Source organism: Algihabitans albus, assembly GCF_003572205.1.
Classification (GTDB): Bacteria; Pseudomonadota; Alphaproteobacteria; order Kiloniellales; family DSM-21159; genus Algihabitans; species Algihabitans albus.
In genome coordinates this window covers 999,683-1,025,639 of record NZ_QXNY01000002.1, presented here as the reverse complement: position 1 = coordinate 1,025,639, position 25,957 = coordinate 999,683, and the positions used below count along the sequence as shown (strand labels likewise).

25 protein-coding genes (1 of these 25 only partly in view) are annotated in these 25,957 nt (G+C 64.6%); 13 read left to right on the top strand and 12 right to left on the bottom strand.

Going from position 1 to position 25,957, the window contains the following annotated elements; translation table 11 throughout:
* Nucleotides 1-11: the 3' end of a glycerol kinase GlpK gene (gene glpK, locus DBZ32_RS06415; protein WP_119166231.1), read on the top strand. It extends 1,492 nt beyond the left edge of the window; the window shows 11 of its 1,503 coding nt (coding positions 1,493-1,503); its start codon lies beyond the left edge, outside the window; the stop codon is at nt 9-11.
* A gap of 49 nt (nt 12-60) precedes the next feature.
* On the opposite strand, the gene DBZ32_RS06410 is transcribed toward glpK, so the two are convergent.
* Complete coding sequence (locus DBZ32_RS06410) at nt 61-1,074, bottom strand: NAD(P)H-quinone oxidoreductase (protein ID WP_119166230.1); 1,014 nt, start codon at nt 1,072-1,074, stop codon at nt 61-63.
* A gap of 88 nt (nt 1,075-1,162) precedes the next feature.
* Between DBZ32_RS06410 and DBZ32_RS06405 the strand changes: the two genes are divergently transcribed.
* Entirely contained in the window at nt 1,163-1,345 is a 183-nt protein-coding gene (locus tag DBZ32_RS06405) for a DUF1192 domain-containing protein (protein WP_119166229.1), read from the top strand.
* 105 nt (nt 1,346-1,450) lie between these two features.
* On the opposite strand, the gene DBZ32_RS06400 is transcribed toward DBZ32_RS06405, so the two are convergent.
* The gene (locus tag DBZ32_RS06400; RefSeq protein WP_119166228.1) at nt 1,451-1,669 is read right to left on the bottom strand and encodes a hypothetical protein; all 219 of its coding nucleotides are present in this window, start codon (nt 1,667-1,669) and stop codon (nt 1,451-1,453) included.
* A 141-nt stretch (nt 1,670-1,810) separates the two neighbouring features.
* Between DBZ32_RS06400 and DBZ32_RS06395 the strand changes: the two genes are divergently transcribed.
* Entirely contained in the window at nt 1,811-2,617 is an 807-nt protein-coding gene (locus DBZ32_RS06395; protein ID WP_208539116.1) for a 3-hydroxybutyrate dehydrogenase, read from the top strand.
* A 24-nt stretch (nt 2,618-2,641) separates the two neighbouring features.
* On the opposite strand, the gene DBZ32_RS06390 is transcribed toward DBZ32_RS06395, so the two are convergent.
* The gene (locus DBZ32_RS06390; protein WP_268877936.1) at nt 2,642-3,391 is read right to left on the bottom strand and encodes a DUF429 domain-containing protein; all 750 of its coding nucleotides are present in this window, start codon (nt 3,389-3,391) and stop codon (nt 2,642-2,644) included.
* Nucleotides 3,392-4,098: 707 nt separating this feature from the next.
* Between DBZ32_RS06390 and DBZ32_RS06385 the strand changes: the two genes are divergently transcribed.
* The 4 genes from DBZ32_RS06385 (at nt 4,099) to DBZ32_RS22720 (ending at nt 9,174) form a co-directional block, all read left to right on the top strand.
* Entirely contained in the window at nt 4,099-5,400 is a 1,302-nt protein-coding gene (locus tag DBZ32_RS06385; protein ID WP_119166226.1) for an O-acetylhomoserine aminocarboxypropyltransferase, read from the top strand.
* On the top strand, nt 5,400-6,188 hold the full coding sequence (locus DBZ32_RS06380) for an alpha/beta fold hydrolase (RefSeq protein ID WP_119166225.1): 789 nt from the start codon (nt 5,400-5,402) through the stop codon (nt 6,186-6,188). The genes DBZ32_RS06385 and DBZ32_RS06380 overlap by 1 nt, the downstream gene beginning before the upstream one ends.
* Before the next feature lie 109 nt (nt 6,189-6,297).
* A complete protein-coding gene (locus DBZ32_RS06375) occupies nt 6,298-6,756 on the top strand; it encodes an acyl-CoA thioesterase (RefSeq protein WP_235830064.1) in 459 nt (152 codons plus the stop codon).
* A gap of 345 nt (nt 6,757-7,101) precedes the next feature.
* Nucleotides 7,102-9,174 (top strand): methyl-accepting chemotaxis protein, encoded by a 2,073-nt coding sequence (locus DBZ32_RS22720; RefSeq protein WP_119166224.1) that lies wholly within the window; start codon nt 7,102-7,104, stop codon nt 9,172-9,174.
* A gap of 137 nt (nt 9,175-9,311) precedes the next feature.
* Here the strand turns inward: DBZ32_RS22720 and DBZ32_RS06365 are convergent, their stop codons facing one another.
* The 5 genes from DBZ32_RS06365 to DBZ32_RS06345 form a co-directional block, all read right to left on the bottom strand.
* The gene (locus DBZ32_RS06365; protein WP_119166223.1) at nt 9,312-11,327 is read right to left on the bottom strand and encodes a methyl-accepting chemotaxis protein; all 2,016 of its coding nucleotides are present in this window, start codon (nt 11,325-11,327) and stop codon (nt 9,312-9,314) included.
* A gap of 360 nt (nt 11,328-11,687) precedes the next feature.
* Nucleotides 11,688-13,340 carry a BCCT family transporter gene (locus tag DBZ32_RS06360; RefSeq protein WP_119166222.1) on the bottom strand — a complete coding sequence of 551 codons (1,653 nt, stop codon included), beginning with the start codon at nt 13,338-13,340 and terminating at the stop codon, nt 11,688-11,690.
* Nucleotides 13,341-13,422: 82 nt separating this feature from the next.
* Nucleotides 13,423-13,836 (bottom strand): universal stress protein, encoded by a 414-nt coding sequence (locus DBZ32_RS06355; RefSeq protein ID WP_119166221.1) that lies wholly within the window; start codon nt 13,834-13,836, stop codon nt 13,423-13,425.
* Nucleotides 13,837-14,172: 336 nt separating this feature from the next.
* Nucleotides 14,173-14,421: a DUF2312 domain-containing protein gene (locus tag DBZ32_RS06350; RefSeq protein WP_119166220.1), complete on the bottom strand. Its 249-nt coding sequence runs from the start codon at nt 14,419-14,421 to the stop codon at nt 14,173-14,175.
* A 166-nt stretch (nt 14,422-14,587) separates the two neighbouring features.
* Nucleotides 14,588-15,622 carry a 4-hydroxyproline epimerase gene (locus DBZ32_RS06345; protein ID WP_235830063.1) on the bottom strand — a complete coding sequence of 345 codons (1,035 nt, stop codon included), beginning with the start codon at nt 15,620-15,622 and terminating at the stop codon, nt 14,588-14,590.
* 104 nt (nt 15,623-15,726) lie between these two features.
* Here DBZ32_RS06345 and DBZ32_RS06340 point away from each other — a divergent pair, with 104 nt between their 5' ends.
* The 3 genes from DBZ32_RS06340 to DBZ32_RS06330 are packed head-to-tail and all read left to right on the top strand — an operon-like array spanning nt 15,727 to nt 18,043.
* A complete protein-coding gene (locus DBZ32_RS06340; RefSeq protein ID WP_119166218.1) occupies nt 15,727-16,536 on the top strand; it encodes an N-formylglutamate amidohydrolase in 810 nt (269 codons plus the stop codon).
* 18 nt (nt 16,537-16,554) lie between these two features.
* On the top strand, nt 16,555-17,709 hold the full coding sequence (locus DBZ32_RS06335) for a carboxylate-amine ligase (RefSeq protein ID WP_119166217.1): 1,155 nt from the start codon (nt 16,555-16,557) through the stop codon (nt 17,707-17,709).
* 37 nt (nt 17,710-17,746) lie between these two features.
* Complete coding sequence (locus DBZ32_RS06330) at nt 17,747-18,043, top strand: DUF1244 domain-containing protein (RefSeq protein WP_119166216.1); 297 nt, start codon at nt 17,747-17,749, stop codon at nt 18,041-18,043.
* 24 nt (nt 18,044-18,067) lie between these two features.
* Here the strand turns inward: DBZ32_RS06330 and DBZ32_RS06325 are convergent, their stop codons facing one another.
* Nucleotides 18,068-18,490 carry a DUF1284 domain-containing protein gene (locus DBZ32_RS06325; RefSeq protein ID WP_119166215.1) on the bottom strand — a complete coding sequence of 141 codons (423 nt, stop codon included), beginning with the start codon at nt 18,488-18,490 and terminating at the stop codon, nt 18,068-18,070.
* Between the two features lie 32 nt (nt 18,491-18,522).
* Entirely contained in the window at nt 18,523-19,125 is a 603-nt protein-coding gene (locus DBZ32_RS06320) for a biotin transporter BioY (RefSeq protein WP_119166214.1), read from the bottom strand.
* Nucleotides 19,126-19,271: 146 nt separating this feature from the next.
* Here DBZ32_RS06320 and DBZ32_RS06315 point away from each other — a divergent pair, with 146 nt between their 5' ends.
* From DBZ32_RS06315 to DBZ32_RS06305, 3 genes are all read left to right on the top strand, one after another.
* Nucleotides 19,272-19,712 carry a MerR family transcriptional regulator gene (locus tag DBZ32_RS06315; protein WP_119166213.1) on the top strand — a complete coding sequence of 147 codons (441 nt, stop codon included), beginning with the start codon at nt 19,272-19,274 and terminating at the stop codon, nt 19,710-19,712.
* On the top strand, nt 19,684-20,052 hold the full coding sequence (locus DBZ32_RS06310; RefSeq protein WP_328587476.1) for a carboxymuconolactone decarboxylase family protein: 369 nt from the start codon (nt 19,684-19,686) through the stop codon (nt 20,050-20,052). The genes DBZ32_RS06315 and DBZ32_RS06310 overlap by 29 nt, the downstream gene beginning before the upstream one ends.
* 81 nt (nt 20,053-20,133) lie before the next feature.
* Complete coding sequence (locus tag DBZ32_RS06305; RefSeq protein WP_119166211.1) at nt 20,134-20,895, top strand: class I SAM-dependent methyltransferase; 762 nt, start codon at nt 20,134-20,136, stop codon at nt 20,893-20,895.
* A 339-nt stretch (nt 20,896-21,234) separates the two neighbouring features.
* Here the strand turns inward: DBZ32_RS06305 and DBZ32_RS06300 are convergent, their stop codons facing one another.
* Nucleotides 21,235-21,954 (bottom strand): DUF3800 domain-containing protein, encoded by a 720-nt coding sequence (locus DBZ32_RS06300; protein ID WP_119166210.1) that lies wholly within the window; start codon nt 21,952-21,954, stop codon nt 21,235-21,237.
* A gap of 373 nt (nt 21,955-22,327) precedes the next feature.
* Nucleotides 22,328-25,846: an indolepyruvate ferredoxin oxidoreductase family protein gene (locus tag DBZ32_RS06295; RefSeq protein ID WP_119166209.1), complete on the bottom strand. Its 3,519-nt coding sequence runs from the start codon at nt 25,844-25,846 to the stop codon at nt 22,328-22,330.
* Between the last annotated feature and the right edge of the window lie 111 nt (nt 25,847-25,957).

Here is a 25,957-nt window from a genome sequence, read left to right as displayed (position 1 = left end):
TGACCAAGTAGGCGCCGTGCGCCGAACCCGGACCGAACAGCGCTCGTCGCTAGGTGCCCTCTAAGACCGCCGGCCCGTGACTGTCAGCATGATCTTGCCGACATGGGTGGAGGACTCCATCAGGGCATGGGCCTCGCTCGCCTGCTCCAGCGTGAAGGTCTTGTAGATCTGCGGCTTGACCTGCCCGGCTTCGATCATGGGCCAGACCTGGGTCTGCAGCTGCGCGGCGATGGCCGCCTTGAAGCCGACGTCGCGCGCCCGCAAGGTGGAGCCGGTGATCGTCAGGCGCTTGACCATCACGGTCTGGAAGTTGATCTCCGCCTTGGCCCCGCCCAGAAAGGCGATGAAGACGAGTCGTCCGTCTGGCTCCAGCAGGTCGACGTCGCGGGCGATGTAGGCGCCGCCGACCATGTCGAGGATCAGATTGACGCCCTGTCCGCCGTTGGCCTCGCGGACCGCGGCCACGAAGTCCTCGTCCCGGTAGTTGATCGCGAGGTCGGCGCCCAGCTCCTTGCAGGCCTGGCACTTCGCGGCGTTGCCCGCCGTGGTGAAGACCTTCGCGCCGAAGGCCTTGGCCAGCTGGATCGCCGTCGTGCCGATGCCCGAGGAACCGCCGTGGACCAGAAAGGCCTCGCCGGCCTTCAGGCCGCCGCGGTCGAACACGTTGGACCAGACCGTGAAGAAGGTCTCCGGCAGGGCCGCCGCCTCGACGAGCGAGAGGCCTTGCGGCAGCGGCAGGCACTGAGCGGCCGGGGCCAGGCAGTACTCGGCATAACCGCCGCCCGTGACCAGCGCGCAGACCTGCTGGCCCCGCTGCAACGAAGTCACCTGCTCGCCTAGGGCGACGACCTCGCCGGCGATCTCCAGACCGGGAATGTCGGAGGCCCCGCGCGGCGGCGGATAGGCGCCCTTGCGCTGCAGGACGTCGGGTCGGTTGACCCCTGCCGCGGCGACGCGGATCAGCACTTCCCCCGAACCCGGCTGCGGCACCTGCCGCTCGGTGGGGCGCAGCACCTCCGGCCCGCCGGGCTCGGAGATCTCGATCGCTGTCATCTCGCTCGGCAGGATGGTCATGGTGTGGCGTCCTCCTCAGGCTCGGCTTTGCGCAGTTATGGTTGCCGGGTCTAGACTTGGTACAGGACAAGTGCAAGGAGCGAGCCGCATGGACACCGACGATCTCGAGCCGCGCAAAGCGATCGCCAAGCCCAGGGATCTCGATCTCCTGGGGGTCGAGGAACTGCAGGACTACCTGGCGGAGCTGGAAACGGAGGCCGAGCGCGTGCGGGCCAAGATCGCCGCCAAGACGGACTATCAGGGCACCGCCGATGCACTGTTCAAGAGCTAGGCGTTTGTCGTCAGCTTCACTCCAGGCGGCCGGTCTCGGGCGGCTTGTCCGGGTTGTGGGCCCGCTTCCTGAGCAAGATTCGAGACCCTCGTGACTTGACGAGGCTCAGCCGGTGGCCGTTCGGGTCCGCCGCGCCTTCATGTAGAGCGCCCAGCCGATCGGGCCGAGCAGCAGGACCAGCGTCAGCCAGCCGACCCGCGGACCCAGCGGGCAGTTGCCGCCCGGCGGCGGTAGCCAAGGGCCGCTGCGCGGTGAAAGGGCCACGTGCAGAAGCGGCAGGGCCCATCCGGCCAACAAAATGATCCAGGCGATCCAGGGCTGCATGGGTCGCACTCTGGCGATTCGCGGGCCCGGAGGCAACGTCTTCGCATCCGCACAATCGCGGCTGGCGTTCAAGACTGACTCCGGGGTACGACAGCGTTCGAATTTCACCCCGACACCCGCAGCCTGAGAGGGAGGATACCCGTGCCCCTATCGCCCGCCACCGCATCGCTGACAGGCAAGACCGCTCTGGTAACCGGCTCGACCAGCGGTATCGGACTGGCCATCGCCGAGACCTTGGCGAGCGCCGGCGCGAACCTTCTACTGAACGGCTTCGGACCCGCCGGGGAGATCGAGGCGCTGCGCAGCCGTCTGGCCGAGACCTATGGCGTCGAGGTCGCTTACGACGGTGCCGACATGTCCGACGCCGCTGCCATCGAGGGCATGGTGGCCGGCGCCAAGGCGCGGTTCGGCGGAATCGATATTCTGGTCAACAACGCCGGCATTCAGCATGTCGCGCCGCTGGAGGACTTTCCGGCCGACCGCTGGGACGCCATCGTCGCGATCAACCTCTCCGCCTGCTTTCACACGACACGGCTCGTGGTGGCGGACATGAAGGCGAAGGGCTGGGGCCGCATCCTCAACGTCGCCTCCGTCCACGGTCTGGTCGGCTCGATCCACAAGTCGGCCTACGTGGCTGCCAAGCATGGCGTGATCGGATTGACCAAGGTCACGGCCCTGGAGACCGCCACCAGCGGTGTCACCTGCAATGCCATCTGTCCGGGCTGGGTTCTGACGCCGCTGGTGCAGAAGCAGGTCGACGCCAAGGCGGCCGAGCAGGACTTGAGCCAAGAAGAAGCGAAACGGCAGCTGGTGTGCGAACGCATGCCGAGCGAACGCTTCGTGTCGCAGGAAGAGGTCGGCGGCGTGGCGCTGTTCCTCTGCTCTCCGGCTGCCGACAACATGACGGGTGTGTCGCTGCCGGTCGACGGTGCCTGGTTGGCCCAATAGCGAGGCCGTCTGGAGAGCCCGTTTTTAGGCCCAGATTTCCATCGCCAGTCCGCGGCTGTCGCGTCCCGAGACGCCGGAGAGACCTTCGAGCCGTAAGGCCGTGGCCTTGCCGTCGGCGATTCGGCGTGCCGCCAGGGCGCAGACGGCGGCATCGATCAGGTCGTCGGGCTGAACGTCCTTGCGAGGGAACCGTCGGTCCCAGCCTTCCTGCGGGCGCAGTCCGGCCGCGGCCAGCAACTCGAGGCGGACGCCGCGGCCTTGCGACGTTTTCTTGCTCGGCAGCAGCGCTCCGCCGCTCAGACGATGGAAGACCACTTCGGGATGCACTTCCCGCACCCGCGTCTGGTCGTTGGGCGTCAGGGCGGCATCCACTTCGGCGATCTTGGGCAGGATGAACCAGGCTTGCTTGCTCAATCCCTTGCCGTCGGCCTTGCTCCAGGCGTTGGCGCCCGGGTAGTCGCTCGGCAGGTAGCGAAGCTGCGGCCGCCGCAGGTCGAGGAAGACCCGGCTGCGCGCGCTTGGAGGGAGGGCGGCCCGCGCCGCGAGATCGCAGGCCCGGCGGCCGCTGTCCGGCAGACCGATGGGGATATCGATAGCGATCTGCTCGGCGCCCGCCCAACCGACAGCCTTGAACTCTCCGCCCTCGAAATCCACGAGGGAGAAGCGGCGAAGCAGCCTGAAGACCGGGGCGGATCCGGCGCCTCGCCAGCCTGCCGCAATCCAACCGGCCCGACAGCCGTCGAGGCCGAGCGTAAGAAATTCGCGGTGGACGATCGGTCTGCACTCCGCTTCTTTGGCCCTGAGTTGTGGTCTCTGCTGAGGATATTCAATTTGTGCAAGACAAGATCGAAGGGACGGGGAATGGTCAATGATCTGTCAGGATCGGGATCTTGACGGTAATTTTCCCGCGAAGACTCCTAAATAAGCAAATCGAGCCACTAATCTGCCACAGAGATTTTTTGTCTAGTGAAGAAAAAACTTCAGTCTTGCCAGGCGCGTTAACCATTCGTTAGTATAAGGTAACTATGATCGCTTCTGTCATTGGGGCGCTCCCGGATCGGGACGCACACTCCAATGACCGGATGTAAGATCCGTTCCTTGTGACGCCTCCCTGTTGACTTGCCGCCGGCTTGCCGGCGGCTTTTCTTTTGCGCACTGTTCCAGCGATTTATGACTCAATTTCGACTTTTGACCATAACGAGTCTCTTGACGCACCCCTGCACCCTGCTAGAGTCGCCGCCGGCAAGTTGACAGGGAGCCGCCACAAGAAATCGGAGGGCCGCAACCGCGAGGTTGAACGGCCCTCCACTCCTTTGGGACTCCGGAGTCTCGGGCGATCGGGCGCAGCGTTCGAGAGTGAGATCGGCCGCGTCCCATCGTTTCTCCGACCGAGCCGCCCCGACTGTGGCGTTTTCTCGACGCCGGCCCCCAAGCCCCTATAGGCTCCCGCCGAAGCGACAGTCCTGCAGTGGGAGCACGTCATGGCCGACCCCAAGTTCCTGAAGTTCGATACCTTGGCCTTGCATGCCGGCCAGCAGCCCGACGCCACTTTCGGCGCTCGGGCGGTTCCGATCTACCAGACCACCTCCTACGTCTTCCGCGACAGCGATCACGCCGCCAGTCTGTTCAACCTGGAGCGTCCCGGATACATCTACAGCCGGATCGGCAATCCGACCGTCGCCGTGCTGGAGGAGCGCATCGCCGCTCTGGACAAGGGCGTGGCGGGGCTCGCCGGCGCTTCTGGCCATGCCTGCCTCTGGCTTCTGATCGCGACGCTGATGGGGCAGGGCGGCCATATCGTCGCCTCGCGTTGTCTCTACGGTGGCTCGATCAACTTCTTTCTGCACACGGCCCCGCGTTTCGGCATCGAGACCACCTTGGTGGACCCGCGCGATCCCAAGGCATTCGAGGCGGCGATCCGGCCGGAGACGCGGCTGATCTTCGGGGAGGTGGTCGGCAATCCCGGTTTGGAGGTCATGGACCTGCCGGCGGTCGCGGAGGTCGCCCGGCGCCACAAGCTGCCGCTGGCGATCGACAACACCTTCCTGACGCCGGCGCTCTGCCGGCCCATCGAGCTGGGCGCCGACCTGGTGATGCATTCGGCGACCAAGTGGATCGGCGGCCATGGGATCGCCATCGGCGGGCTGCTGGTCGACGGCGGTCGCTTCGACTGGGAGGCTTCGGGCAAGTTCCCCACCTTGACCGAGCCTTACGCGGGCTACCACGGCATCGACTACGCCGAGGAATTCGGTCCCGCCGCCTTCGCCATGCGGGCGCGGACCGAGGGGTTGCGCGACTTCGGCGGCGTAATGGCGCCGCAGACGGCCTTTTATCTGCTCCAGGGGATTGAAACCTTGCCGCTCCGTATGGAGCGCCACGAGTCCAACACCCTGAAGGTGCTCGATTTTCTCCAGGCCAGCGAGCAGGTCGCCTGGGTCGCCCACCCGGCGCTTCCCAATCATCCGGATCACGACCTGGCAGCGCGGCTTCTGCCGAAGGGGGCCGGTTCGATGGTCGCCTTCGGGATCAAGGGCGGCCGCGCGGCGGGACGCATCTTCATCGAGCGGCTGCAACTCGCCAGCCACTTGGCGAACGTCGGCGATGCCAAGACCCTGGTCATCCACCCGGCCAGCACGACCCACTCGCAGCTGACGGCCGAGGAACTGCGGGTCAGCGGTGTCGGCGAAGACCTGATCCGCCTCTCGGTCGGTCTGGAGGATCCGGACGACATCGTCGCCGATGTGAAGCAGGCGTTGCGCGCCGCGGCGAAGGAGGCCGCGTGATGCAGGTGACGGTCGAGGGAACCGAGATCTTCGCGGCGACCGGCGGGCGCCCCTTCGATCCGGCCCTGCCTTGCGTGCTGCTGGTCCACGGGGCCGGCATGGACCACAGCGTCTGGGCGCTGCAGAGCCGCTATCTGGCCCATCGCGGTCGGGCCATCCTGGCCCTGGATCTGCCGGGCCATGGTCGCTCCGCAGGCGAGGCCGTGACCGATATTCCGGCGTTGGGCGATTGGCTGATCGCCCTGTTGGACGCGGTCGGTGTCGCGCAGGCCGCATTGGTCGGGCATTCGATGGGTGCGCTGGCCTGTCTCTCCGCCGCCGCCCGCTATCCCGAGCGGCTCCGGGCTCTGGCGCTGCTGGGCGTGGCGCCGAAAATGCCGGTGCATCCCGACCTCTTGGCGCTGGCGGCCGCCAACGATCACAAAGCTTTGGAATTGATCGACGACTGGGCGCATGGGCCGCGCGCCCATCTCGGCGGCCATCCGGCTGCCGGCACCTGGCTGCTTGGCGGTGGCGAGCGTCTGTTGGAGCGGGCGCGGCCTGGGGTTCTGCACGGCGATCTGGCGGCCTGCGACGCTTATGCCGAGGGTGCGGCCGATGCGGTCCGGGTGCGCTGTCCGACCCGCCTGATTCTCGGGGCCGACGACAAGATGACCCCGGCCAAGGCGGGCACCAAACTCGCGGACCTGATTCCGGGGGCGGAGGCGGTTGTGATCCCGGACAGCGGTCACATGATGATGACGGAACAGCCCGACGCGACCCTGGAGGCCCTGAAGCAAGCCGTATAGGTATCGCACGTCAGGGGATGGGTTCTCCTTGAACTTGGGCTCCGCGCCGCCGGCTGCTAAAAGCTCAAGCGGCGCAGCCTCGCCGCCGCTTTCCGGAGTCCTCTATCCCGTGTCTGAAGATCTAGCGCCGCCTCAATCCCGCGTCGGCTATCCGCATTTCCTGCAGATCCCGACCCGTTGGATGGACAACGACATCTACGGTCACGTCAACAACGTGGTCTACTACAGTTACTTCGATACGGTGATTAACGACTATCTGATCGCGCGAGGCGGTCTCGACATCCATGGCGGAACGGTGATCGGCATCACGCCCGAGACCCATTGCAATTTCCGTGATTCCTTCAGCTTCCCGGAAACCATCGAGGCCGGCCTCGCGGTCGGGCGCCTGGGCGGCCGCTCGGTGCGGTATCTGATCGGCCTGTTCAAGCAAGGGTCGGACACGCCGGCGGCAACCGGACACTTCGTCCACGTCTTCGTCGACCGCACCAGCATGCGGCCGGTCGAGCGGCTGCCGGATCCTCTGCGCGAGGCTTTGGAAGCACTGCGGATCGATCAGAGCCTGTCGTGATCGGCTGAACCGCGAAGCGATCCCACACGATCGCTAACGGCCCGCGTGGCATCGCCGCACCGAGAGGCCATTCTCCCTCCCAGCGCGGCGCAAGGCGGCTCGTTGGTGGTGCCCGATCTTCTGCCGCTGCTGTGCCGCCTAGGAACCTCTCCGTTTTGATCGAGACCAACACACTTTCGTTGTCTAGTCGATTTTCTGTTCGACTATAAGTAAAAAACAAATATTTATAACGAAATCGTATGTAATAAATAGTGATTTGAGTGCGAACGATTGTCTCATTTACGGCTTCGAAAGCTGTGTTCTTTAAAAAAACAAGACGGTTGTGACGGTGAATGAGCTTCGGTAATGCAATTCAAATCTTCCTCGATGGCATGGCAACTCAATGGGTTGGTGGCTCTGCCCTTGTTGACTGCGTTGTTGCTCGGCTTGATTTTGGGGTACCAGCAGCTCCAGGTCTTGCATTCCAGCAAGTTGTCGATTTCCGCCATTGAGGTGGCCGAGGCTAGCAACGCCCTCGTCCATCAGCTGCAGAGGGAACGCGGACGCTCCGTCGGCTTCTTGAGTTCTGACGAGCGCGAGCGCGTTTCCGAAGCCTTGAATGCCCAGAGGTCTGAAACCGACCGGGCCGTCGCCGCTTTCGATGTCGTCTTGACGCGTAACCCGCCAGCGGAGTTGCTTTCCGCGCGTGCGGCGGACTTTGTTACCTCGCGAAAGTTGGTCGACGAAGCCCTCGGGTTGCGGGCTAGGGTCGATGCGGGTGACGCGAGTGTCGGCAACGTTCTCTCCGGCTACACAACTGCGGTCGAAGGCCTGATCGATACAATCGGGTTCGCCGTCGAGGTCAGTCAGTCGACGGAAGTCACCGAGAATCTTCTCGCCTATTTGGCACTGGTCAAGGCTGTCGAGAACGCAGGACTGGAGCGCGCTTTGGGCAGCCGTGTGTTCGACCTCATCGGACGTCACGAATTCGATGCCTCGCTCTACAACAGCTATCTTGTACGTTTGGCCGGTGAACGGGCCTACCTCAGAGACTTCCTTGCGTTCGCCAAACCGGAGTTTCGCGAACACTTCAAGTCCACGGTTGTCGGGGCTGACGTCGATCAGGTTATCGCCTGGCGGGAAATTCTGACAACTCTGCCGCAAACTCTCGACGGACAGGGTGTCCGCGGGGTCGAGTGGTTCGACACCGCGACGTCGCGGATCGATCTGATCGTGGAGGTCGAGAACTGGATTGCGGCGCAGACTCTCGATGTCGCACAGGCAAAAGCGCAGAGTGCGCGCTTGCGCCTGATCGCGGTCGCGGCAGGTCTTCTGGCCTTGACCCTGGGTGGGGCCTGGATCACCCGGCGTCAGACGAGCAGAATGGTCAAGGCGGTGGACTTCGTGTCCGACCGCCTGCAGAGCCTCGCCTCCGGCGACTTGGACTTGGATCTCACGCAGCCCGATCAGGCTCTGCAGTCCACAGAAACGCTGCAGATGCACACAGGCTTGATCGAATTGAGAAAGAGCGCGCAGGCACAACGGCGCCTGCAGCAGGAAAAGCTGGAAGCTGCCGAGGCCGAAGCCGCGCGGGCAGGGACTCTTAGGTCCATCGTGTCCGAGTTTCGCGGCGAATTCGAGTCCGTGCTGTCGCGCCTGACTCAGGGGACCTCTGCTTTGAGCGACTCTGCAGTCCGTTTGACCGACGGTGCCTCCGGGACGCAGCACCGCTCCTCGACGGCGAGTCTCGAGGCCAGCCGTTCGACCGAGGCGGCGGAGTCCGTCGCAGGGGCGGCTGAGAAGATCGCCTCCTCGATCGGCGAGGTCAGCCGTCAGGCGCAGAGCATGCGCGGCCAGGCCGCGACGGTCTCGCAAGAGTCCGGTGAGATTGCAGAACACTTCGCCGGGCTCAAGAGCATGGGAGATGAGATCCGCAGCGTCATGGACCTGATCTCCAGGATAGCCGATCAGACAACCCTGCTGGCGCTGAACGCAACCATCGAGTCGGCTCGCGCCGGAGAAGCCGGCAAGGGCTTCGCTGTGGTCGCGAGCGAAGTGAAATCTCTTGCCGTGCAGACCGGCAGCTCGACGGAGAATATCCGCGCGAAGGTCGAGGCCATGGTGGCGGCGATCGACCGTAGCGCGGCCAGCATCGAACGCGTCTCTTCTGCTATCGACGGTCTGGACTCGCAGGTCGGTATCGTCACCACCGCAGTGGACGAACAGCTCGTGACCGCCGACGATATATCGCAAAGCGCCGCGCATGCGGCTGCCGGCACCAAGGCCGCCTCCACCAACGTGCAGGAGGTCGAGGCCATCGCGACGGAGACTAACAAGGAGGCCTCGTCGGTTCGGCAGACCGTCGGTGACCTGAGCGCTCTGGTCGAGACTCTGGAGGCTCAGACGCGCGGTTTTCTCGAGCGGATCATGGCGGCGTAAGACGAATTTCGCCGGTTGCGACCCTGCCTGATGTGGGAGCTCCGTCAGCCCGAAGCGGGTCTGCGTCTCTGCGGATCTGGGGCAGGCTCGCCGTAAGCGGCCTCGCCTCAGCGCCGTCCATTGAGGACGACCGCGCTCTAGGCCGCCCGCACCTTTTCCACGAAGCCGTCGAGTTCGCGGGTCAGGAGCTCGGCCTGCTGGGACAGCCCCTGCGCGGCTGCCAAAAGGTCGCTGGCCGCGCGTCCGGTCTCGCCGGCGGCGGCATCGACCTGCTCGATCTTCTCGGCAACCTCGGCGGTGCCGCCCGAGGCCTCCTGGACATTGCGGGCGATTTCCTGCGTTGCGGACTGCTGCTCTTCGATGGCGCCGGCGATGGAGGTCGCCAGCTCGCTAATCTCCGTGATCACGCTCACGATCTCGCCGATGGCGGTTTCGGCCTGGCCGGTGGCGTCCCGCACGGCATCGACCTCGCCGCCGACCTGCTCCGTGGCTTTCGAGGTCTCGCCCGCCAGGTTCTTGACCTCGGACGCGACCACCGCGAAGCCCTTGCCGGCTTCCCCGGCTCGGGCGGATTCGATCGTTGCGTTGAGCGCCAGCAGATTGGTCTGCTCGGCGATATCCGAGATCAAACCGACCACATCCCCGATCGATTGCGCCTTTGCGGTCAAGGCCTGCATCGCCTGGGTCGTGGCCTGAGCCTGCTCCGCCGCTCGCCCGGCGCTCCGGTTGGACTGGTCGACGGTCACCGCGATCTCCCGGATCGCGGCCGAAAGCTGCTCGGCGGAGGCTGCGACGGTTTGCACGTTGGCCGAGGCCTGCTGCGTCGCTGCGGCCACGGCCGATGCCTGACCGCGTCCTTCCTCGGCGGTCCGGCTCAGTGTTTGAGCGCTGGACTGCATCTCCGTGGCGGCAGTGGTCAGGCTGCCGACGATACCGCGCACGCTGGCCTCAAAACCGTCGGCCAACTCGTTCATCATCTGGCGCTTCTCGCCGGCCTGACGCGCGTCGCGCTCCGCCGCTTCGCGGTTCAGCCGCTCGGTTTCGGCGGCGTTCTTCTTGAACACCTCCAGCGCGCCGGCCATCGCGCCGATCTCGTCCTTTCGTCCGCGTGCCGGGATCTCCGTCTCGAGGTCGCCGCCTGCCAGTCGATGCATGGCCGCCGTCATGCTCTTGAGAGGACGGACGATGCTGCGGGCGATCAGAAATGCGAGCAGCGCGCCCAGGCCGGCGGCGGCCAGCGACAAGGCGATCGATAGTTTTGTCGAGGTCGCGGCCTGCTGTTGGACCGCGGCCTCGATCGCGGCCTCTTGAGCCACCGCCGCGTTCTGGATCTCGTCCAACCTTGCGGCAAGCCGACCGCCGGTCACTTCGATCACTTCCGCATTGAGGCGATTGCCCTCCTCGGCGAGGCGCTGGAACTCCAGAACTCCCGCCTGGTAGGCCGCGAGCGGATCCGTCTGGCTGGCGATGGCCTCACGGCGTTCGCTCGATTGCGCGAATCGCACGGCGTAGCCCAACAGCTTCTCCGTTTCGGCGAGCTGGGTCTCGGTTTCGATGAGATCCTCGCTGCGTTGCAGTTCGACGAAACGGCCGGTGTAGTCGCGCGCCAGCAGGAAGGCCGTCAGGGCGCGGCCCAGCGCTTCGGCCGTCGAATGATCGGTGTTGTCGCGTGCATCCTGCACCAGGGGAGTCAGGGCCGCGCGCAGCGCGTCGCCGCCGGCACGCAGGGACCCGTCGCGTACCTCGTTGCGGGCCGTACGCACTTGCGCGAGCTTCTCGAAGCCCTGCCAGTAGGCTGTCGCCGCCGCCTCGACTTCGGAGAGGGCGCTGCGCAACTCCTCCGTACCGGCACGCTCATGCTTGGCGGCGATGATGTCTTGCAGCTCTGCGTAAAGGCCCTCGGCGCGGACGAAACGCTCCTGGCTGTTCTTTGCCACGTACTCGTGAACGACCACCTTCAGTTCCAGGAAGGTTGAGGCGATCTCCGCCGCGTCTTGCGCCGCGGTTCCAGCTGTCGCGTAGCCCTCGATCTCCATCTCCAGAAGATTGGTGGTCCAGACCGATTTCCCCCCCAAGGCGATGAGCAGCAGGAGAACCAATCCAAATCCACCGGCCAGGCGCAGCCCGACCGAGGGGGTGAGAAGGGTTTTCATGGCCAGATCTCCAACGATCAACGGTACGCGAGCGACCGCACGCGCGAAATCGTACGTAAAAGTACGACTTCTAAAATCTGAGCTATGAGGGTTAGCAAATCTCTAAGGTCGCACAGACACCCGGCGAATACGCACGAAGCGTGTGCCTAGATCGCGCGCCCTGCGCACTATAGTTGTCTCGACGCGCACCGCTCGACGCGCCGTTGCGGTCAGAAGGCGCACCTGGATCGCGGTTGTCCTGGGCGGATGTGGGGTCGCTTCCGCCCAGGACATGGATCGCTTTCTAAACGTAGGAAAGAGCAGAACCGCTTTAGGGTGTCGGGGCAGATGCCTGCCCCCGGTTTGCGTTTTCCGGTCGGGTCAGCGCGGCTCGCTCAGCAGTCCTTTGAAGATCGCGTAGCAGGCGAGCAGCAGCACGATCGCGAAGGGCAGGCCGGTCGAGACCGTTGCCGCCTGCAGGGCCGCCAAGCCGCCGCCGAGCAGCAGGGCGATGGCCACCAGGCCTTCGAAGATGCACCAGAAGACGCGCTGGGACACCGGGGCGTTGACCTTTCCGCCGGCGGTGATGGTGTCGATCACCAGGGAGCCGGAATCCGATGAGGTGACGAAGAAGACGATCACCAGCACCACGGCCACCACGGAGGTGATCGAAGCCAGCGGCAGCTCCGACAGCATGCCGAAGAGCGACAACTCGGGCGAGTAGGAGGTGATGACGTACTCCTTCACCGCGCTGGCCTCGTTGGCGATCACCTGCTCGATGGCCGTACCGCCGAAGGCGGTCATCCAGAGCACGCCGACCAGCATCGGGATGATCAGCACGCAGATCAGGAACTCCCGCACGCTGCGCCCGCGGCTGACGCGTGCGATGAACATGCCGACGAAGGGCGACCAGGAAATCCACCAGGCCCAATAGAAGGCGGTCCAACCCTGACGGAAGTCGTCGTCCGTCCGGCCGACCGGATTGGAGAGCGGCACCACGTCGCGCAGGTACTCCAGGATGTTCTGGAAGAATCCCGTGACGATCGCCAGGGTCGGGCCGGCGACGATGACGAAGATCAGCAACAGAGCGGCGATACCCATGTTGATCTCGGACAGCAGCTTGACGCCGCCGTCCAGTCCGCGCAGCACGGAGATCAGGGCGACCGAGGTGATGCCGATGATGAGAACGATCTGCGTGTTGATGCTGATGGGAATCCCGAACACGAAGTCGAGCCCGGCGTTGGCTTGCTGCGCTCCGAAGCCGAGCGAGGTCGCGAGGCCGAACAAGGTCGCGAAGACCGCCAGGATATCGATGATATGTCCCGGCCAACCCCAGATCCTCTCGCCGAAGATCGGATAGAAGATCGAGCGCACGGTCAGCGGCAGGCCCTTGTTGAAGCTGAAGAGGGCCAGCGCCAGGGCCACGATCGCGTAGATCGCCCAAGGGTGAAGGCCCCAGTGATAGATCGTGGCCGCCATCCCCATGGCCTTGGCGGCAGCCAGATTCTCCTCGATCAGCGTCCCGTCTTCGGCGAAGGGCGAGGGAACGCCCAGCGGTTCGGAAATCGCCATGTGGTAGACCGGCTCGAGTACGCCGAAGAACATCAGGCCGATGCCCATGCCCGCCGCGAAGAGCATGGCGAACCAGCCGATGTAGCTGTACTCCGGCGTCGCGTCCTGCCCGCCCAGTCGGACCTTCCCGAGAGGCGAGACGATCAGCACCAGGCAGACGATCACGAAGATGTTGCCGGCGATCAGGAAGAACCAGTCGAGGCCGGAGGTCAGGGTACTGCGGATGTCGTTGAACAGCGGCCCGACTTGAGTCTGAAAGGCGAGTGTGAGCACCACGAAGGCGACGATCACCAGGCCCGAGACGAGAAACACCGGGTTATGGATGTCGAGGCCGAAGGGACCCAGGTTGGCCTGGATATTGTCCTGGCCGATCTCGTAGTCCGTTTCGATGACGTCGGAGGCGCCCTCCGGTGCTGGAATCTCGGCGGCGTCATCCGGTGCCGGAGTGCCTCTGTCGCTCATCTCGGAACTCCTGTGCTTTCCTGTTCTGCTGCCCGTCGAGGTCCGGCCTGGAGGCGGAGCGCCGGGTTTTCGTCTCGGTCCGTTAGCGGATAACGAAGACGGAAACGTCGCTGTGCGATGCCACGTAGCCGGCATTCGACGTCAAGATGTGCTCCGGCAGGCCGGGGATGTGGGAGGCCATGATCACGAGGTCGGCGCCGATTTCGTCGGCCGCCGTCGTCAGGAGCTTGTAGAGCTCCCGGGTCGGGTCGCGGCTGAGGAAGGAGCGCGTGGTTGCCTCGAAACCGCCCTCCTGCGCCTGAGCTGCGCCGAAGGCTGTCAGCTTCCGGGCATATTCCTCCGGCGAACGGGCCACCGCATCGGGCGTCGAGGCGGTCACGCCGACGTAGCAGACCGGGATCTCGTAATGCCGTGCCAGATCCCCCGCGGTCTTCAGTGCCTTCTCGAGTCGGTCCGTATGGGCCAGATCGACGGGGACCATGATCTTCTTATACATCGGCGCCTTCCAGCAATTCGCGCGAACCGCGAGGCCTCATGCAGAGTGGGCCGCGGGTACGAGAGGTCCGCCGACGGCTTTCGCAGCCGACGCTCGAGCACTGCGATGTTCCGGGGAGCTCGTTCCGAGGGAACATCCGGCCGGCGCCGGATTGCAAATGCGACGAACCCAAAAAGGAGGCGTTAGGATGACCACTCCAATCCCAAATTGCAAATGGCGTCTCCAGTAATTCTCCGGCTCACTCTGCTGGAATTCGGTCGATCTGTGAATAGTCTCACTGGTTTTTTGCTGACGTTCTGCGGCGACAGGCAAGACGACAGCTAAGTAGATGGACGGTTACTCTTGGATGCCGAGCGCGCGTTTGTAGAGCTCCAGCAGATGCTCTTGCTCCTGCCGGTCGGCGTGATCCATCTTCCGCAACTTGATGACCTGCCGCATGATCTTGGTGTCGAAACCGGTTCCCTTGGCTTCGGCGTAGATCTCGCGGATATCGGCGCCAAGCACCGTGCGCTCTTCCTCGAGCCGTTCGATTCGCTCGATGAAGGACTTCAGACGGTCTGCCGCTACGCCACCGACATCGCTCATGGGCTGTTCTTCTCCTGCTTGCTGGAAAGTCTGACCGCGCGAACGGCGCCGGCCATCGGGCGATGGCTGCGGGCGCGACACGGCGGGGCGGACCTTAGCGAGGCTGGCCCTGGGCCTCAACGGGCCGGTCGGCTGCGCAAAGCGGGGAAGCTGTGGATAAAAGGCGTTATACGACCTGGAAGCCGTGCGCGTAGGGGTCGCGCGCCTCGACGAAGAGGGTGTTGAGCCCCGTCATCCGGGCCCAGCCCTCGATCGAGGGAACGATGGCGGGCCGCCCGTCGACCTCGGCCGTTGCCTCGATCCGGCCGGTGAAGAGGCTGCCGATGATGCTCTCGTGCCGAAAGCTGTCGCCCACCGCCAGCTGGCCGCGCGCCGCCAACTGCGCCATGCGCGCGGAGGTGCCGGTGCCGCAGGGACTGCGGTCGATCGCCCGGTCTCCGTAGAAGACGGCATTGCGGGCATCCGCATCGGGGTGCCGGGGAGCGCCGGTCCACATGACATGACTGACGCCGCGGATCGTCGGATCGTCCGGATGAACCATCTCGACGGTGGCGTTGATCCTCCGCCGAAGCTCGGGGGAGAGCCGCAGGATCTCGCCGGGCGTCAGGCCGTCCAGTCCCGCGAAGGCGGCCTGCGGCTCGACGATGGCATAGAAGTTGCCGCCGTAGGCGATGTCGAGGCGCAGTCGTCCCAGGTCGGGGCAGTCGATCTCCAGCCCCTCGAGCGCCAGGAAGCTCGGCACGTTGGTGATCCGCACCGCCTCGACGAACCCCTGCGCGTCGCGGAAGTAGCGCGCTTCGACCGGTCCGGCCGGGGTCTCGAGGCGCAGCAGGCCCTGCTCGCGCGGCTGAACCAGCCCGCGTTCCAGGGCGAAGGTCACGGCGCCGATGGTCCCGTGACCGCACATCGGCAGGCAGCCGCTGGTCTCGATAAAGAGGATCGCGGCGTCTGCGCCTTGTGCGAGTCCGGAGTGCGTCGGCGGATAGAGCAGCGCGCCGGACATCATGTCGTGGCCGCGCGGCTCGAACATCAGCGCGGTGCGGATCCAGTCGTAGCGTGCCAGGAAATCCTGACGCTTCTCGCTCATGCCGACGCCTTCCAGCAGCGGTCCTCCTGCGGCGACCAGACGGACCGGATTGCCGCAGGTATGGCCATCGATGCAAAAGAAGGTGTTGGGCGCGAGCGGGTCCATGCCCCCCATTGAGGCCGCTTCGGCGGCGCCCGTCAAATACAGCTCACTGCTCAGGCGAGCCCCGCTTTCGCCGGCCTGTTGCGCCGCCGAAAAGGCCGCTATAGTTGTGCGCTATGCCTGACGGAGAGACACCGCGCGGCGCCGTCGACCTACGTCTTCTGACCCGCGACGAGGCGCCCCCCTTCACCATCCTGAACCCCAGCGGCTCGGCGCCGATGGTGATCACCTGCGATCACGCCTCCAACCGCGTGCCGGAGGTCCTGGGCGATCTCGGTCTGAACCGCGCCGAACTGGCGCGCCATATCGCATGGGACATCGGCGCGGCCGAGGTGACGCGGCGTCTGGCCCTGCTGCTGGACGCTCCGGCCGTGCTGTCGGGCTTCTCGCGCCTGGTTATCGACCCGAACCGCAGGGTCGACGTGCCCGCCTCCATCCCGCCGATCAGCGACGGGACCGAGGTGCCCGGCAACAGGCACCTCAGCGACCGCGAGGTCAGCCTGCGGCGCGAACAGCTTTTCGCGCCCTATCATGCGGCTTGCGAGCGGATGATCGAGGCGAAGCTCGCCGAAGGCCTCCCGCCGGCCCTGGTCTTTCTGCATTCCTTTACGCCGGTCTTCGCGGGAGAGGAGCGCTGGATGGAGGCAGCGATCCTCTGGGACCGGGATGACCGCCTGCCACGTCCGCTGCTGGAGTCGCTTCGCGCGCGCGGCATCGCGACCGGCGACAACGAACCCTACAGCGGGCGCTCGACCGAGGATTACAGCCTGCACGCCCACGGCGACGCGCGGGGTCTGCCGCACGTCCTGATCGAGCTGCGCCAGGACGTGATCGATACCCAGGCCGGGGCCGAACGCTGGGCTCAGATCTTGGCCGCCGTGCTGCGGCCCGTGCTTGCCGACCCAGCCACCTTCAGGTCCCTCTAGCCGGAGCCTTCACCGGACATGACAGCATCCGTCGAGCCCACTTTCACCGTCGGTATCGAGGAAGAGTATCTGCTGGTCGATCCGGAGAGCCGCGACCTGGTTGTCGAACCGCCGACCGGCCTGATGAGCGCGCTCGAGGACGCCCTCGGCGAGCGGGTGACCCCCGAGTTCCTGCAGTCCCAGGTCGAGATTGGCACCAGTAAATGCGACTCCGTGCGCGAAGCGGCGGCGGAGCTGCGGGAGCTGCGCGGCAAGGTGGCGGAGGTGGCGGAGGCGCACGATCTGGCCCTGCTCGCGGCCTCGACCCATCCCAAGGCCGACTGGGACAGGCAGAAGCACACCGACAAGGAGCGCTACAACATGCTGGCGCGCGATATCCAGGCGCCGGCCCGCCGCCTGGTGATCTGCGGCATGCACGTGCATGTCGGTCTGGACGACGACAATCTGCGCATCGATCTGATGGGGCAGGCGGCCTACTTCACGCCGCATCTGCTGGCGCTCTCGACCTCCTCGCCCTTTTGGCGCGGACGCAACAGCGGCCTGAAGTCGTACCGCATGGCCGTCTTCGACGAGCTGCCGCGCACCGGCCTGCCGGCCCAGTTCGATTCCTGGGGCGAGTATCAGCGCCATCTGCAGGTCCTGGTCGATGCCGGGCTGATCGAGGATGGCTCCAAGCTCTGGTGGGACGTGCGTCCCTCGTCGCGCTTTCCGACCCTGGAACTGCGCGCTCCCGATATCTGCACCCGCATCGACGACGGACTGGCCGTCGCGGCGATCTACCTCTGTCTTCTGCGCATGCTCTGGCGGTTGAAGCGCACGAACCAGCGCTGGCGACGCTATTCCAACATGCTGATCGGCGAAAACCGCTGGCGGGCGATGCGCTATGGCATGGACGAGGGGCTGGTCGACTTCGGAAAGGGGGCGGTGGTGGCCTATCCGGACCTGCTGGAGGAAATTCTGGAGCTGACCCGCGAGGACGCATTGGCTCTGGACTGTCTCGATCTTTGCGAGGCGTCGCGCGGCGTGATCGAGCGCGGGACCAGTGCCGACCGTCAGATCCAGATCTACGACGCGGCCCTGGAGGAGGGGCTGGAGCGCGGCCCGGCGCTCGACCGGGTCGTCGACTGGCTGATGACGGAAACCGTTGCAGGTCTGGATTCCGAGCACACATAAGCGAGAACGCCGCTAAGACCAAGAAAGGGAGAGATCGATGGACGAACAGACCCGCACCGAACTCGAGGCCGCGGCCTTCCGCGCCCTGCGCGATCACCTGCGCGAGCGCACGGACGTGCAGAATATCGACCTGATGAATCTCTCCGGCTTCTGCCGCAACTGCCTGTCGCGTTGGTATCAGGAAGCCGCCAACGAGCGCGGTATCGAGATGGACAAGGCCGCCGCGCGCGAGATCGTCTACGGCATGCCCTACGACGACTGGCGCGCCAAGCACCAGACCGAGGCCAGCGAGGAGCAGAAGGAGGCTCTCGCTGCCAGCCATCCCGGCCACTGACGGCTAAGGGGCGCGGCACTCCGCCTACGTCAGGCGGGCGCCTTCGAAGCCCTCGGCCGCGACGGCCGAGCAGAAATCGTGCCACTGGCAGCCGGAACAGGCGCGACGCGCGGTGCCGGCCGCGAAGCCCTGGCGCAGGCGGTTCTTGGTTTGCGCCGATAGCGTGATCGTCTTGCCGACCGGCAGCGGTTCGTCCAGAAGACGGCTCAAGTCCTCCGTCGCCTCAGTATCGCGACGGCGTACGCTGTCGCGCTGGCAATGGGGCTGCGCCTCACTGGCGATCAGCGGCGCGCAGATGTCGTCCGGCCCCTCGACCAGCAGAACCTCCTCGCCACCCGAAACGCGCGCGGCGATACGGTCGAAATTGGCGACGAAAGCCGGGCTGTAGCCCTTGCCGACATAGGTGAGCAGGCAGAGCAGGTGGTGATGTCGCAGCCGCAAAGTCATGAGGTGCAGGTCATCGCGGCAGCGTGAGACCGTCAGACGAGCGGCGGGGTCGGCCGGCGATAGCGCTGGGCCGCCTGAAGACAGGCGGCGGCCAGTGCCGACTTCAAGACCATGCCCAGCAGGAAGGGCGTCAGGCCGAGGGCCGTCGCCTGGGTCCAGCCCAGTCCGGTGACGGTCGAAAGCCAGGCGACACCGGGTGCGAGGATCGCGGCATGGCCCAGCAGCATAACCGCGAAGGCGGAGAGGGGGTGACGCGCGACGCCGCGCTCCACCAGCCAGCCCACAATCACGGCGGCCAGGGCGAAACCGAAGAGATAGCCGGCGGTCGGGCCGACGAAGTGAATGAAGCCTGCGGCTCCGCCGGCCAGCACCGGCAAGCCCAAGGCGCCCTGCAGCAGGTAGGTCAGCACCGTCGCGCCGCCGAGCCGCCAGCCGTAGAGCGCACCGATCACCACGAGGCCGAAGGTCTGCATGGTCATGGGCACCGGCACCATCGGCACCTCGATCCAGGAGCAGGCGGCGAGGAACAAGGTGCCGGCGAGAACCAGGAAGACGCGCCTTGTCCAGGATCCTCCGCGCAGCCAGGCGAGGGCTGCACCCAAGGGAGCGGAAGTCTCTGTCGCGGCGCTGTTCATGGCTCAGATCTCTTTCACGATGACTTGAGGACTGTCCGACAACTTATACAGGCGGCCCTCGCATTCTCAACGGTGAAAGCGCGCTTGACTTGGAGTGCGCTCTAACCTTTAGCCTCCGGCGCGTCGTGACGAGACAGGACCTCCAGATGAAGATCGGCGAACTCGCCAAACGCTCGGGACTCTCCCGCCATACGCTCCGCTACTACGAGCGGATCGGGCTCTTGCCGCGAGCGGACCGGGATGGATCGGGACATCGGGACTACGATGCCTCGCTCCTCATCTGGATCGACTTTCTCGGCCGTCTGAGGACGACCGGAATGCCGATCCGGGAGATGCTGCGCTATGCGGACCTGCGCGCACGAGGTCCGCAAAGCGAAGGCGAGCGATCTGCGCTTCTGGAAGCCCATCGCGAGCGGGTACGCGCCGATGTGGAAAGGCTACAGGCCTGTCTTGTCGTCCTTGACACCAAGATCGCCGGCTATGCCGGCGGCGAGCGGAGGATGGAAGATCATGACGCAGCTCCCGGATCCGAGACAGACGCGACCGGAGGAAACCCGGTTGGAGCGGGGAAGACGCCTGCTCTCTGAGATCGATGGCGAAGCCGGCGAAAGAGTTGCGGCCTCGCTCTCGGGCATCGCGCCGGACTTCGCCCGCTATCTGCTGGAGTTCCCCTTCGGCGACATCTACGCCCGGCCCGGTCTCGCCCTGCGCGATCGGGAGATCGCTACCATCGCAGCCCTGACGGCTATGGGTACGGCGACGCCGCAGCTGAAAGTCCATATAGAAGCCGGCCTCAAGGTCGGGCTCAGTCGCGACGAGATCGTCGAGATCGTCATGCAGATGGCCGTCTATGCCGGCTTTCCCGCCGCGCTCAACGGCTTGCAGGCGGCGAAGGAGGTGTTTGCCGCTTGCGACGAGGCGATCTGATCTAACCTGTCCCCGACTGACAGGCGGCGTTGGATCCCGCTATAACGGCGGCGGTACCCATACCGGCACGGATGTCGTCCCATGGAAGAAGAGTCACGCCTCTTCGAGATTTTTCTGGAGGTGCAGCGGGGTTTGCCGCGGCAGGGACCGGGGGCCGCTCAGAGCACCCTCGATGCCCTGGCCCTCTGCCGCGGCCTGCCCGAACACCCCAGCGTTCTGGATATCGGTTGCGGCCCGGGCCTGCAGACCCTGGTTCTGGCCGAGGCGCTGGACGGCCCGATCACGGCGGTCGACTTGCTGCAGGAATATCTGGACAGCCTGAATGAGCGCGCCGCCGCAACGGGTTTGGCTGAGCGGATCGAGGTCTTGGCCGGCGACATGGCGGAGCTGCCGTTTCCGGATCGGAGCTTCGATCTCATCTGGGCGGAGGGCTCGGCTTACATCATGGGCTTTGAAGCAGCCTTTCGGGCTTGGCGCCGGCTGCTCAAACCTGGCGGCTGCATCGCGATGACCGAGCTGACGTGGCTGCGGTCCGACCCGCCGGCCGAAGCTGCCGCCTTTTTCCAAACCGAGTATCCGGCGATGACGACCCTGGAGGCCAACATGGCAAGCCTGAAAGCCTGCGGCTACGATCTGCTGGGGACGTTCACGCTGCCCGAGGCGGCCTGGTGGGACGACTACTACACCCCCTTGGAAGCCAGGCTCCCGAGGTTGAAGGCGTGCTATGCCGACGATCCGGCCGCACGCTCGGTCGTCGCGACAACCGAGCGGGAGATCGATGTGCGTCGCCGTTTCGGGGACGCTTACGGCTACGTCTTCTTCGTTGCCCAGAAGGCTGGCTGACGGGATCGAACCGGATTTGTGATCCTATATCCAGCCGTTTCGCGGACCAGCGGCAGTGCGAGGTTGGACGGTCAGTTTTCGTTGCCGGCGGACTGCTGGTTCAGCGATTACCAAAACACAGGAGTTCCCTTACTGACCGTCTGCGGCAAGATAAGAAAGTCATAATTGCTGAGTAGGACTACGCCTCTTCCGTGCCAATATTCTGCGTGGATGATACCTAACGATCAATCAGGGCCTATTTGACATCACCCTACCATCAACATTAGAATTAAAGCATGACCGGCAGCGCAGAGGCGCACAGCCTTGCCAGTTCTTCGGAACGCCGGTCATCGCGATACATTACAATCGATACCATGTTGGTTCGCTAGGCCAGACCCGTTTTTCTTGGCATTTCCGGATTCCACTATTATCGATAACTTCTTCAATCGCTTTTCTCCATCTAGCGGAATTATCTTGGTGATAAAATTGGAGACAATAAAGAAATACATCAGCTAATTGTATCATTCGACTGTGATGTGATCTTGCAAAATGCACTGTATCAATTATGTTCTCGATGTCTCGTCCTCTTTCCCAACGCGTTCCACCTTGCCGATAAAGCGAGAGGCTCGCAACTGATGTGCCGATATTTGGTTCATCATAATCACCAAAAAGCATCCCAACTGTTCCAAGTTTTTTAAATAAGCTGTCTGCTTTTTCAATAAGATACATAAATGCAATTTCATCAGGTGGTTTTGATGAATGAGTGATGTTTTCAGGAATTATCCTTATGTAGACACGTTGAATGTCATCTCGGCTAATAATATTCAGTATTCTTTTCAGGTATTCTAGACGTTCATCGAAGTTTCGGCCCTTGAAATTGCCCTTGCCCCGGCAAAGTTCAATACCGTGGAATTCAGTGTCCCGACTGAGCGTCGCAGATCCAAAAGCGTCCTGGGATATTTCGTTGAGTTCGGCTTCTAACGCTGGAACTACTTCCGCAGAATCACAAATTCCGCCAAGCCAAAAGGACGTTTGTTTGGGTGGCTCATGCTTTACTTCATCATAATATAGGAGATACATATTCTCGCCAATATTTATTTGGGAGATTTAGTTCCGCTTTAACCTTAGCAATCGAGAACATCTCTACAGCTAGCGCGCGCAACGCCCCTTATATTTTCTCAAACTTCCTAACACAATCTGAGCGAGAGCAACTCTTGGCCTGGAGAAGGCTGCTCAAAAGCGTCGTTACTCTGGCGACCGTTACTTGCGCCCTGGATCTTAAACAGATCAATCTCAAGCGAAGCTCTGCACAGGATGTCCACGCGCTTGAAGTAATCAAGACGAATTGGCGGGAAGTCTAGATGCGCTGGCGCGTCAGTAACTGCTACGGCGACGCGTTCGTCGTCGTGGAATGACAGCTTAGTGAGCCAAGCAGTCTCGGCAGGCTTCCGCTCTATTCCGCCGCTTCGCGGGTCAGCGGTGCGGGCGCCGGGTCGCGGAACTCCGCCAGCAGCTCGTCCCAGCGTTTCCGCGCGGCCTCCAGATTTCGCTCCTTGACGTGACCGTAGCCTCGGATCCGATCCGGGATTTCGGCGAGCTGGACCGCCAAGGCATGGGTCTCGGGCGTCAACTTACCGCTCAGCTCCTCGACCAGCGCCACGTAGTCGGCGATGAGCTTGCGCTCGTCCTTGCGCTCGGCGGTGTAGCCGAAGATGTCGAAGGCCGTGCCGCGCAGTCCCTTCAGCTTGGTCATGGCCCGGAAAACCGGCAGCAGCCAGGGGCCGAACTCGCGCTTCTTCAGCTCGCCGGTTACCGGATCGCGCGGCGAAATCAGCGGCGGCGCCAGGTGGAAAGTCAGCTTGTAGCTGCCGGCGAACTGCCGTTCGAGCTTCTGCCGGAAGGCCGGATCGGCATGCAGGCGCGCGACCTCATACTCGTCCTTGTAGGCCATCACCTTGTGGGCGTAGCGGGCCACTGCTTCGGCGAAGCCGCTGCGACCCGGCGTTTTCTCCGCCTCGGCCTGGCGCGCCCGCTCGACGATCTTGCGGTAGCCGTCGGCATAGGCCGCGTTCTGGTAGTCGGTCAGGAAGGCGACGCGGCGCTCGACCAGCTCCTCCAGTGTCTGCGGCCTGGCTGCCTCCGCCGGCTTGGCGTCGGGCAGGGCGGTTTCCGTCACCCGCTTGAGATCGGCGGCGGCGCGGCGGCCCCAGACGAAGGCCTCCCGGTTGAAAGCCACCGCCACGGCATTGAGCTCGATGGCCTGCTCGATGGCGGCCCGGCTGAGCGGCACCAGCCCCTTCTGCCAGGCATAGCCGAGCATGAAGAGGTTGGTGGCGATGGAATCGCCCATCAGAGCCTCGGCCACCGCCGTCGCCTCGATGAACTCGGAGGTCTCCTCGCCAACCGCGTCCTGGACCGTCTGGACCAGCGCCCGGGTCGGGAACTTGTAGGTCGTGGAGCTGCGGGTGAACTCGCCGGTGACCGTCTCATGGCTGTTGATCACGGCCCGGGTCGTGCCCTTGTTCACCTTGGTCAGCGCCTCAGGACTGCTGGCCACCACCAGGTCGCAGCCGAGCACCAGGTTGGCGCCGCCCGCCGAGATCCTGACGGCGTGCAGGTCTTCCGGTCGCTGAGCCAGGCGAATGTGGCTCAGCACGGCACCGCCCTTCTGGGCGAGGCCGGCCATGTCGAGCAGGCTGACGCCCTTGCCCTCGATATGCGCGGCCATGCCGAGCAGCGCTCCGATGGTCACCACGCCGGTGCCGCCGACGCCGGAGATCAGAATGCCGTAGGGCTGATCGAGGCCGGGGAGCTGCGGCTCCGGCAGCGGGCCCCAGGTGTCGCCTCCTTCCGCGCCGCCTTTCGGCTTGCTGCCGCCCTTGCGCGGCTCGGCGCCGTGCACCGTCACGAAGCTCGGGCAGAAGCCCTTGAGGCAGGAGAAGTCCTTGTTGCAGCTCGACTGGTCGATCTTGCGCTTGGTCCCGAACTCGGTTTCCTGCGGCACCACGGAGACGCAGTTGGACTTGACCGAGCAATCGCCGCAGCCTTCGCAGACCGCGTCGTTGATGAAGACGCGCTTCGGCGGATCGGGGTAGAGACCGCGCTTGCGCCGACGGCGTTTTTCCGCCGCGCAGGTCTGGTCGTAGACGATGGCGGTGACGCCGGGGACGATGCGCAGGTCCTTCTGCACCCGGTCCAGTTCGTCGCGATTCTCGAAGGTGACGCCCGGCGCCCAGTCGGTGCCGAGGGGGTACTTGTCCGGCTCGTCGGAGACCAGGACGATCTTCTTCACGCCCTCGGCATGAAGCTGGCGCGTGATCATGGCCGGATCGAGCGGGCCGTCGTGCGGCTGCCCGCCGGTCATGGCGACCGCGTCGTTGTAGAGCACCTTGTAGGTGATGTTGACGTCGGCGGCGACGGCGGCGCGCACCGCCAGGATGCCGGAGTGGAAATAGGTGCCGTCGCCCAGGTTGGCGAAGACATGCTCCGTCGTCACGAAGGGCGCCTGGCCGACCCAGGGCACACCCTCGCCGCCCATCTGGGTGAAGGTTTCCGTGTTGCGGTCCATCCACTGCGCCATGTAGTGGCAACCGATGCCGGCCAGGGCGCGCGACCCCTCGGGCACCTTGGTCGAGGTGTTGTGCGGGCAGCCGGAGCAGAAGTAGGGCACCCGCTCGATCGGTGCCTTGGCCGCGCTGCGTCTGGCCTTGTCCTTCTGCGCCAGGAACTGCGCGCGCGCGCGCTGCGCTTCGGGCAGCACGCCGTGCCGCTCCAGCAGCTTCGCCAGGGCCGCGGCAACCAGGCCCGGATTGATTTCGTAGTAGGAGGGGAGCTGCATCTCGGCCGGTTCGTCGGGATAGTTGCGGTCGAACTTGCCGATGATCCGTGGCCGCCGGTCCGCCTGCCAGTTGTAGAGCTGTTCCTTGACCTGATTCTCGATGACCGCCCGCTTTTCCTCGACGATCAGGATCTCCTGCAGACCCTCGGCGAAGGCGCGGATTCCGCTCTGCTCCAGCGGCCAGGACATGCCCACCTTGTAGACCGACAGGCCCAGTTCGGCGGCCAGTGCCGCGTCGATACCGAGATCTTCCAGCGCCTGCATGGTGTCGAGGTAGGCCTTGCCCGCCGTGACGATGCCGAAGCGGCGTTTCGGCGAGTCCAGCACCGTGCGGTCGAGCTTGTTGGCGCGGGCGAAGGCCAGCGCGGCGTAGAGCTTGTGACGGTGATGCCGTTCCTCCGCCTCCAGCACCGGGTCGGGCCAGCGGATGTTCAGGCCGCCGGCCGGCAGCTCGAAATCCTCCGGCAGGGCGATGTCGATGCGGTTGGGGTCGACATAGACGCTGGCCGTTGCATCGACTGTCTCGGTGATGGTCTTGAAGCCGATCCAGCAACCGGAGTAACGGCTCATCGCCCAGCCGTAGAGGCCGAGGTCCAAGAATTCCTGGACGCCGGCCGGGTTCAGTACCGGGATCATGGCGTCCATGAAGGTGTATTCGCACTGGTGCGCGGTGGTCGAGGACTTGGCTGCGTGATCGTCGCCGGCCAGCAGCAGCACGCCGCCCTTGGCGTGGCTGCCGGCGAAGTTGCCGTGACGGAAGACGTCGCCACAGCGGTCGACGCCGGGACCCTTGCCGTACCACATGGCGTAGACGCCGTCGTGCTTGGCGTCGCCGAACAGTCCGGTCTGCTGCGAGCCCCAAACGGCGGTCGCCGCCAGGTCCTCGTTGACGCCAGGCTGGAAGTGGACATGGTTGTCCTTGAGGTATTTGCGCGCCTTCCAGAGCTGCTGGTCCAGACCGCCGAGCGGTGAGCCGCGGTACCCGGTGATGAAGGCGGCCGTGTCGAGTCCGGCGGCCAGATCGCGCTGGCGCTGCATCATCGGCAAGCGCACCAGCGCTTGGGTGCCGGTCAGAAAGATCCGGCCGCTGTCGAGCGTGTATTTGTCGTCGAGTCTAACGGAAGCCTCAGGCATCGATCTCGCGTCCTCCCGGATGGCGCTGTCTGCCGCCGCGCGCGAGCCTCGTTATAATGCGCCGGTTCCGTCACCACTTCGGCGACCTGCCGGCGCGTCGGGCCTGGGTCT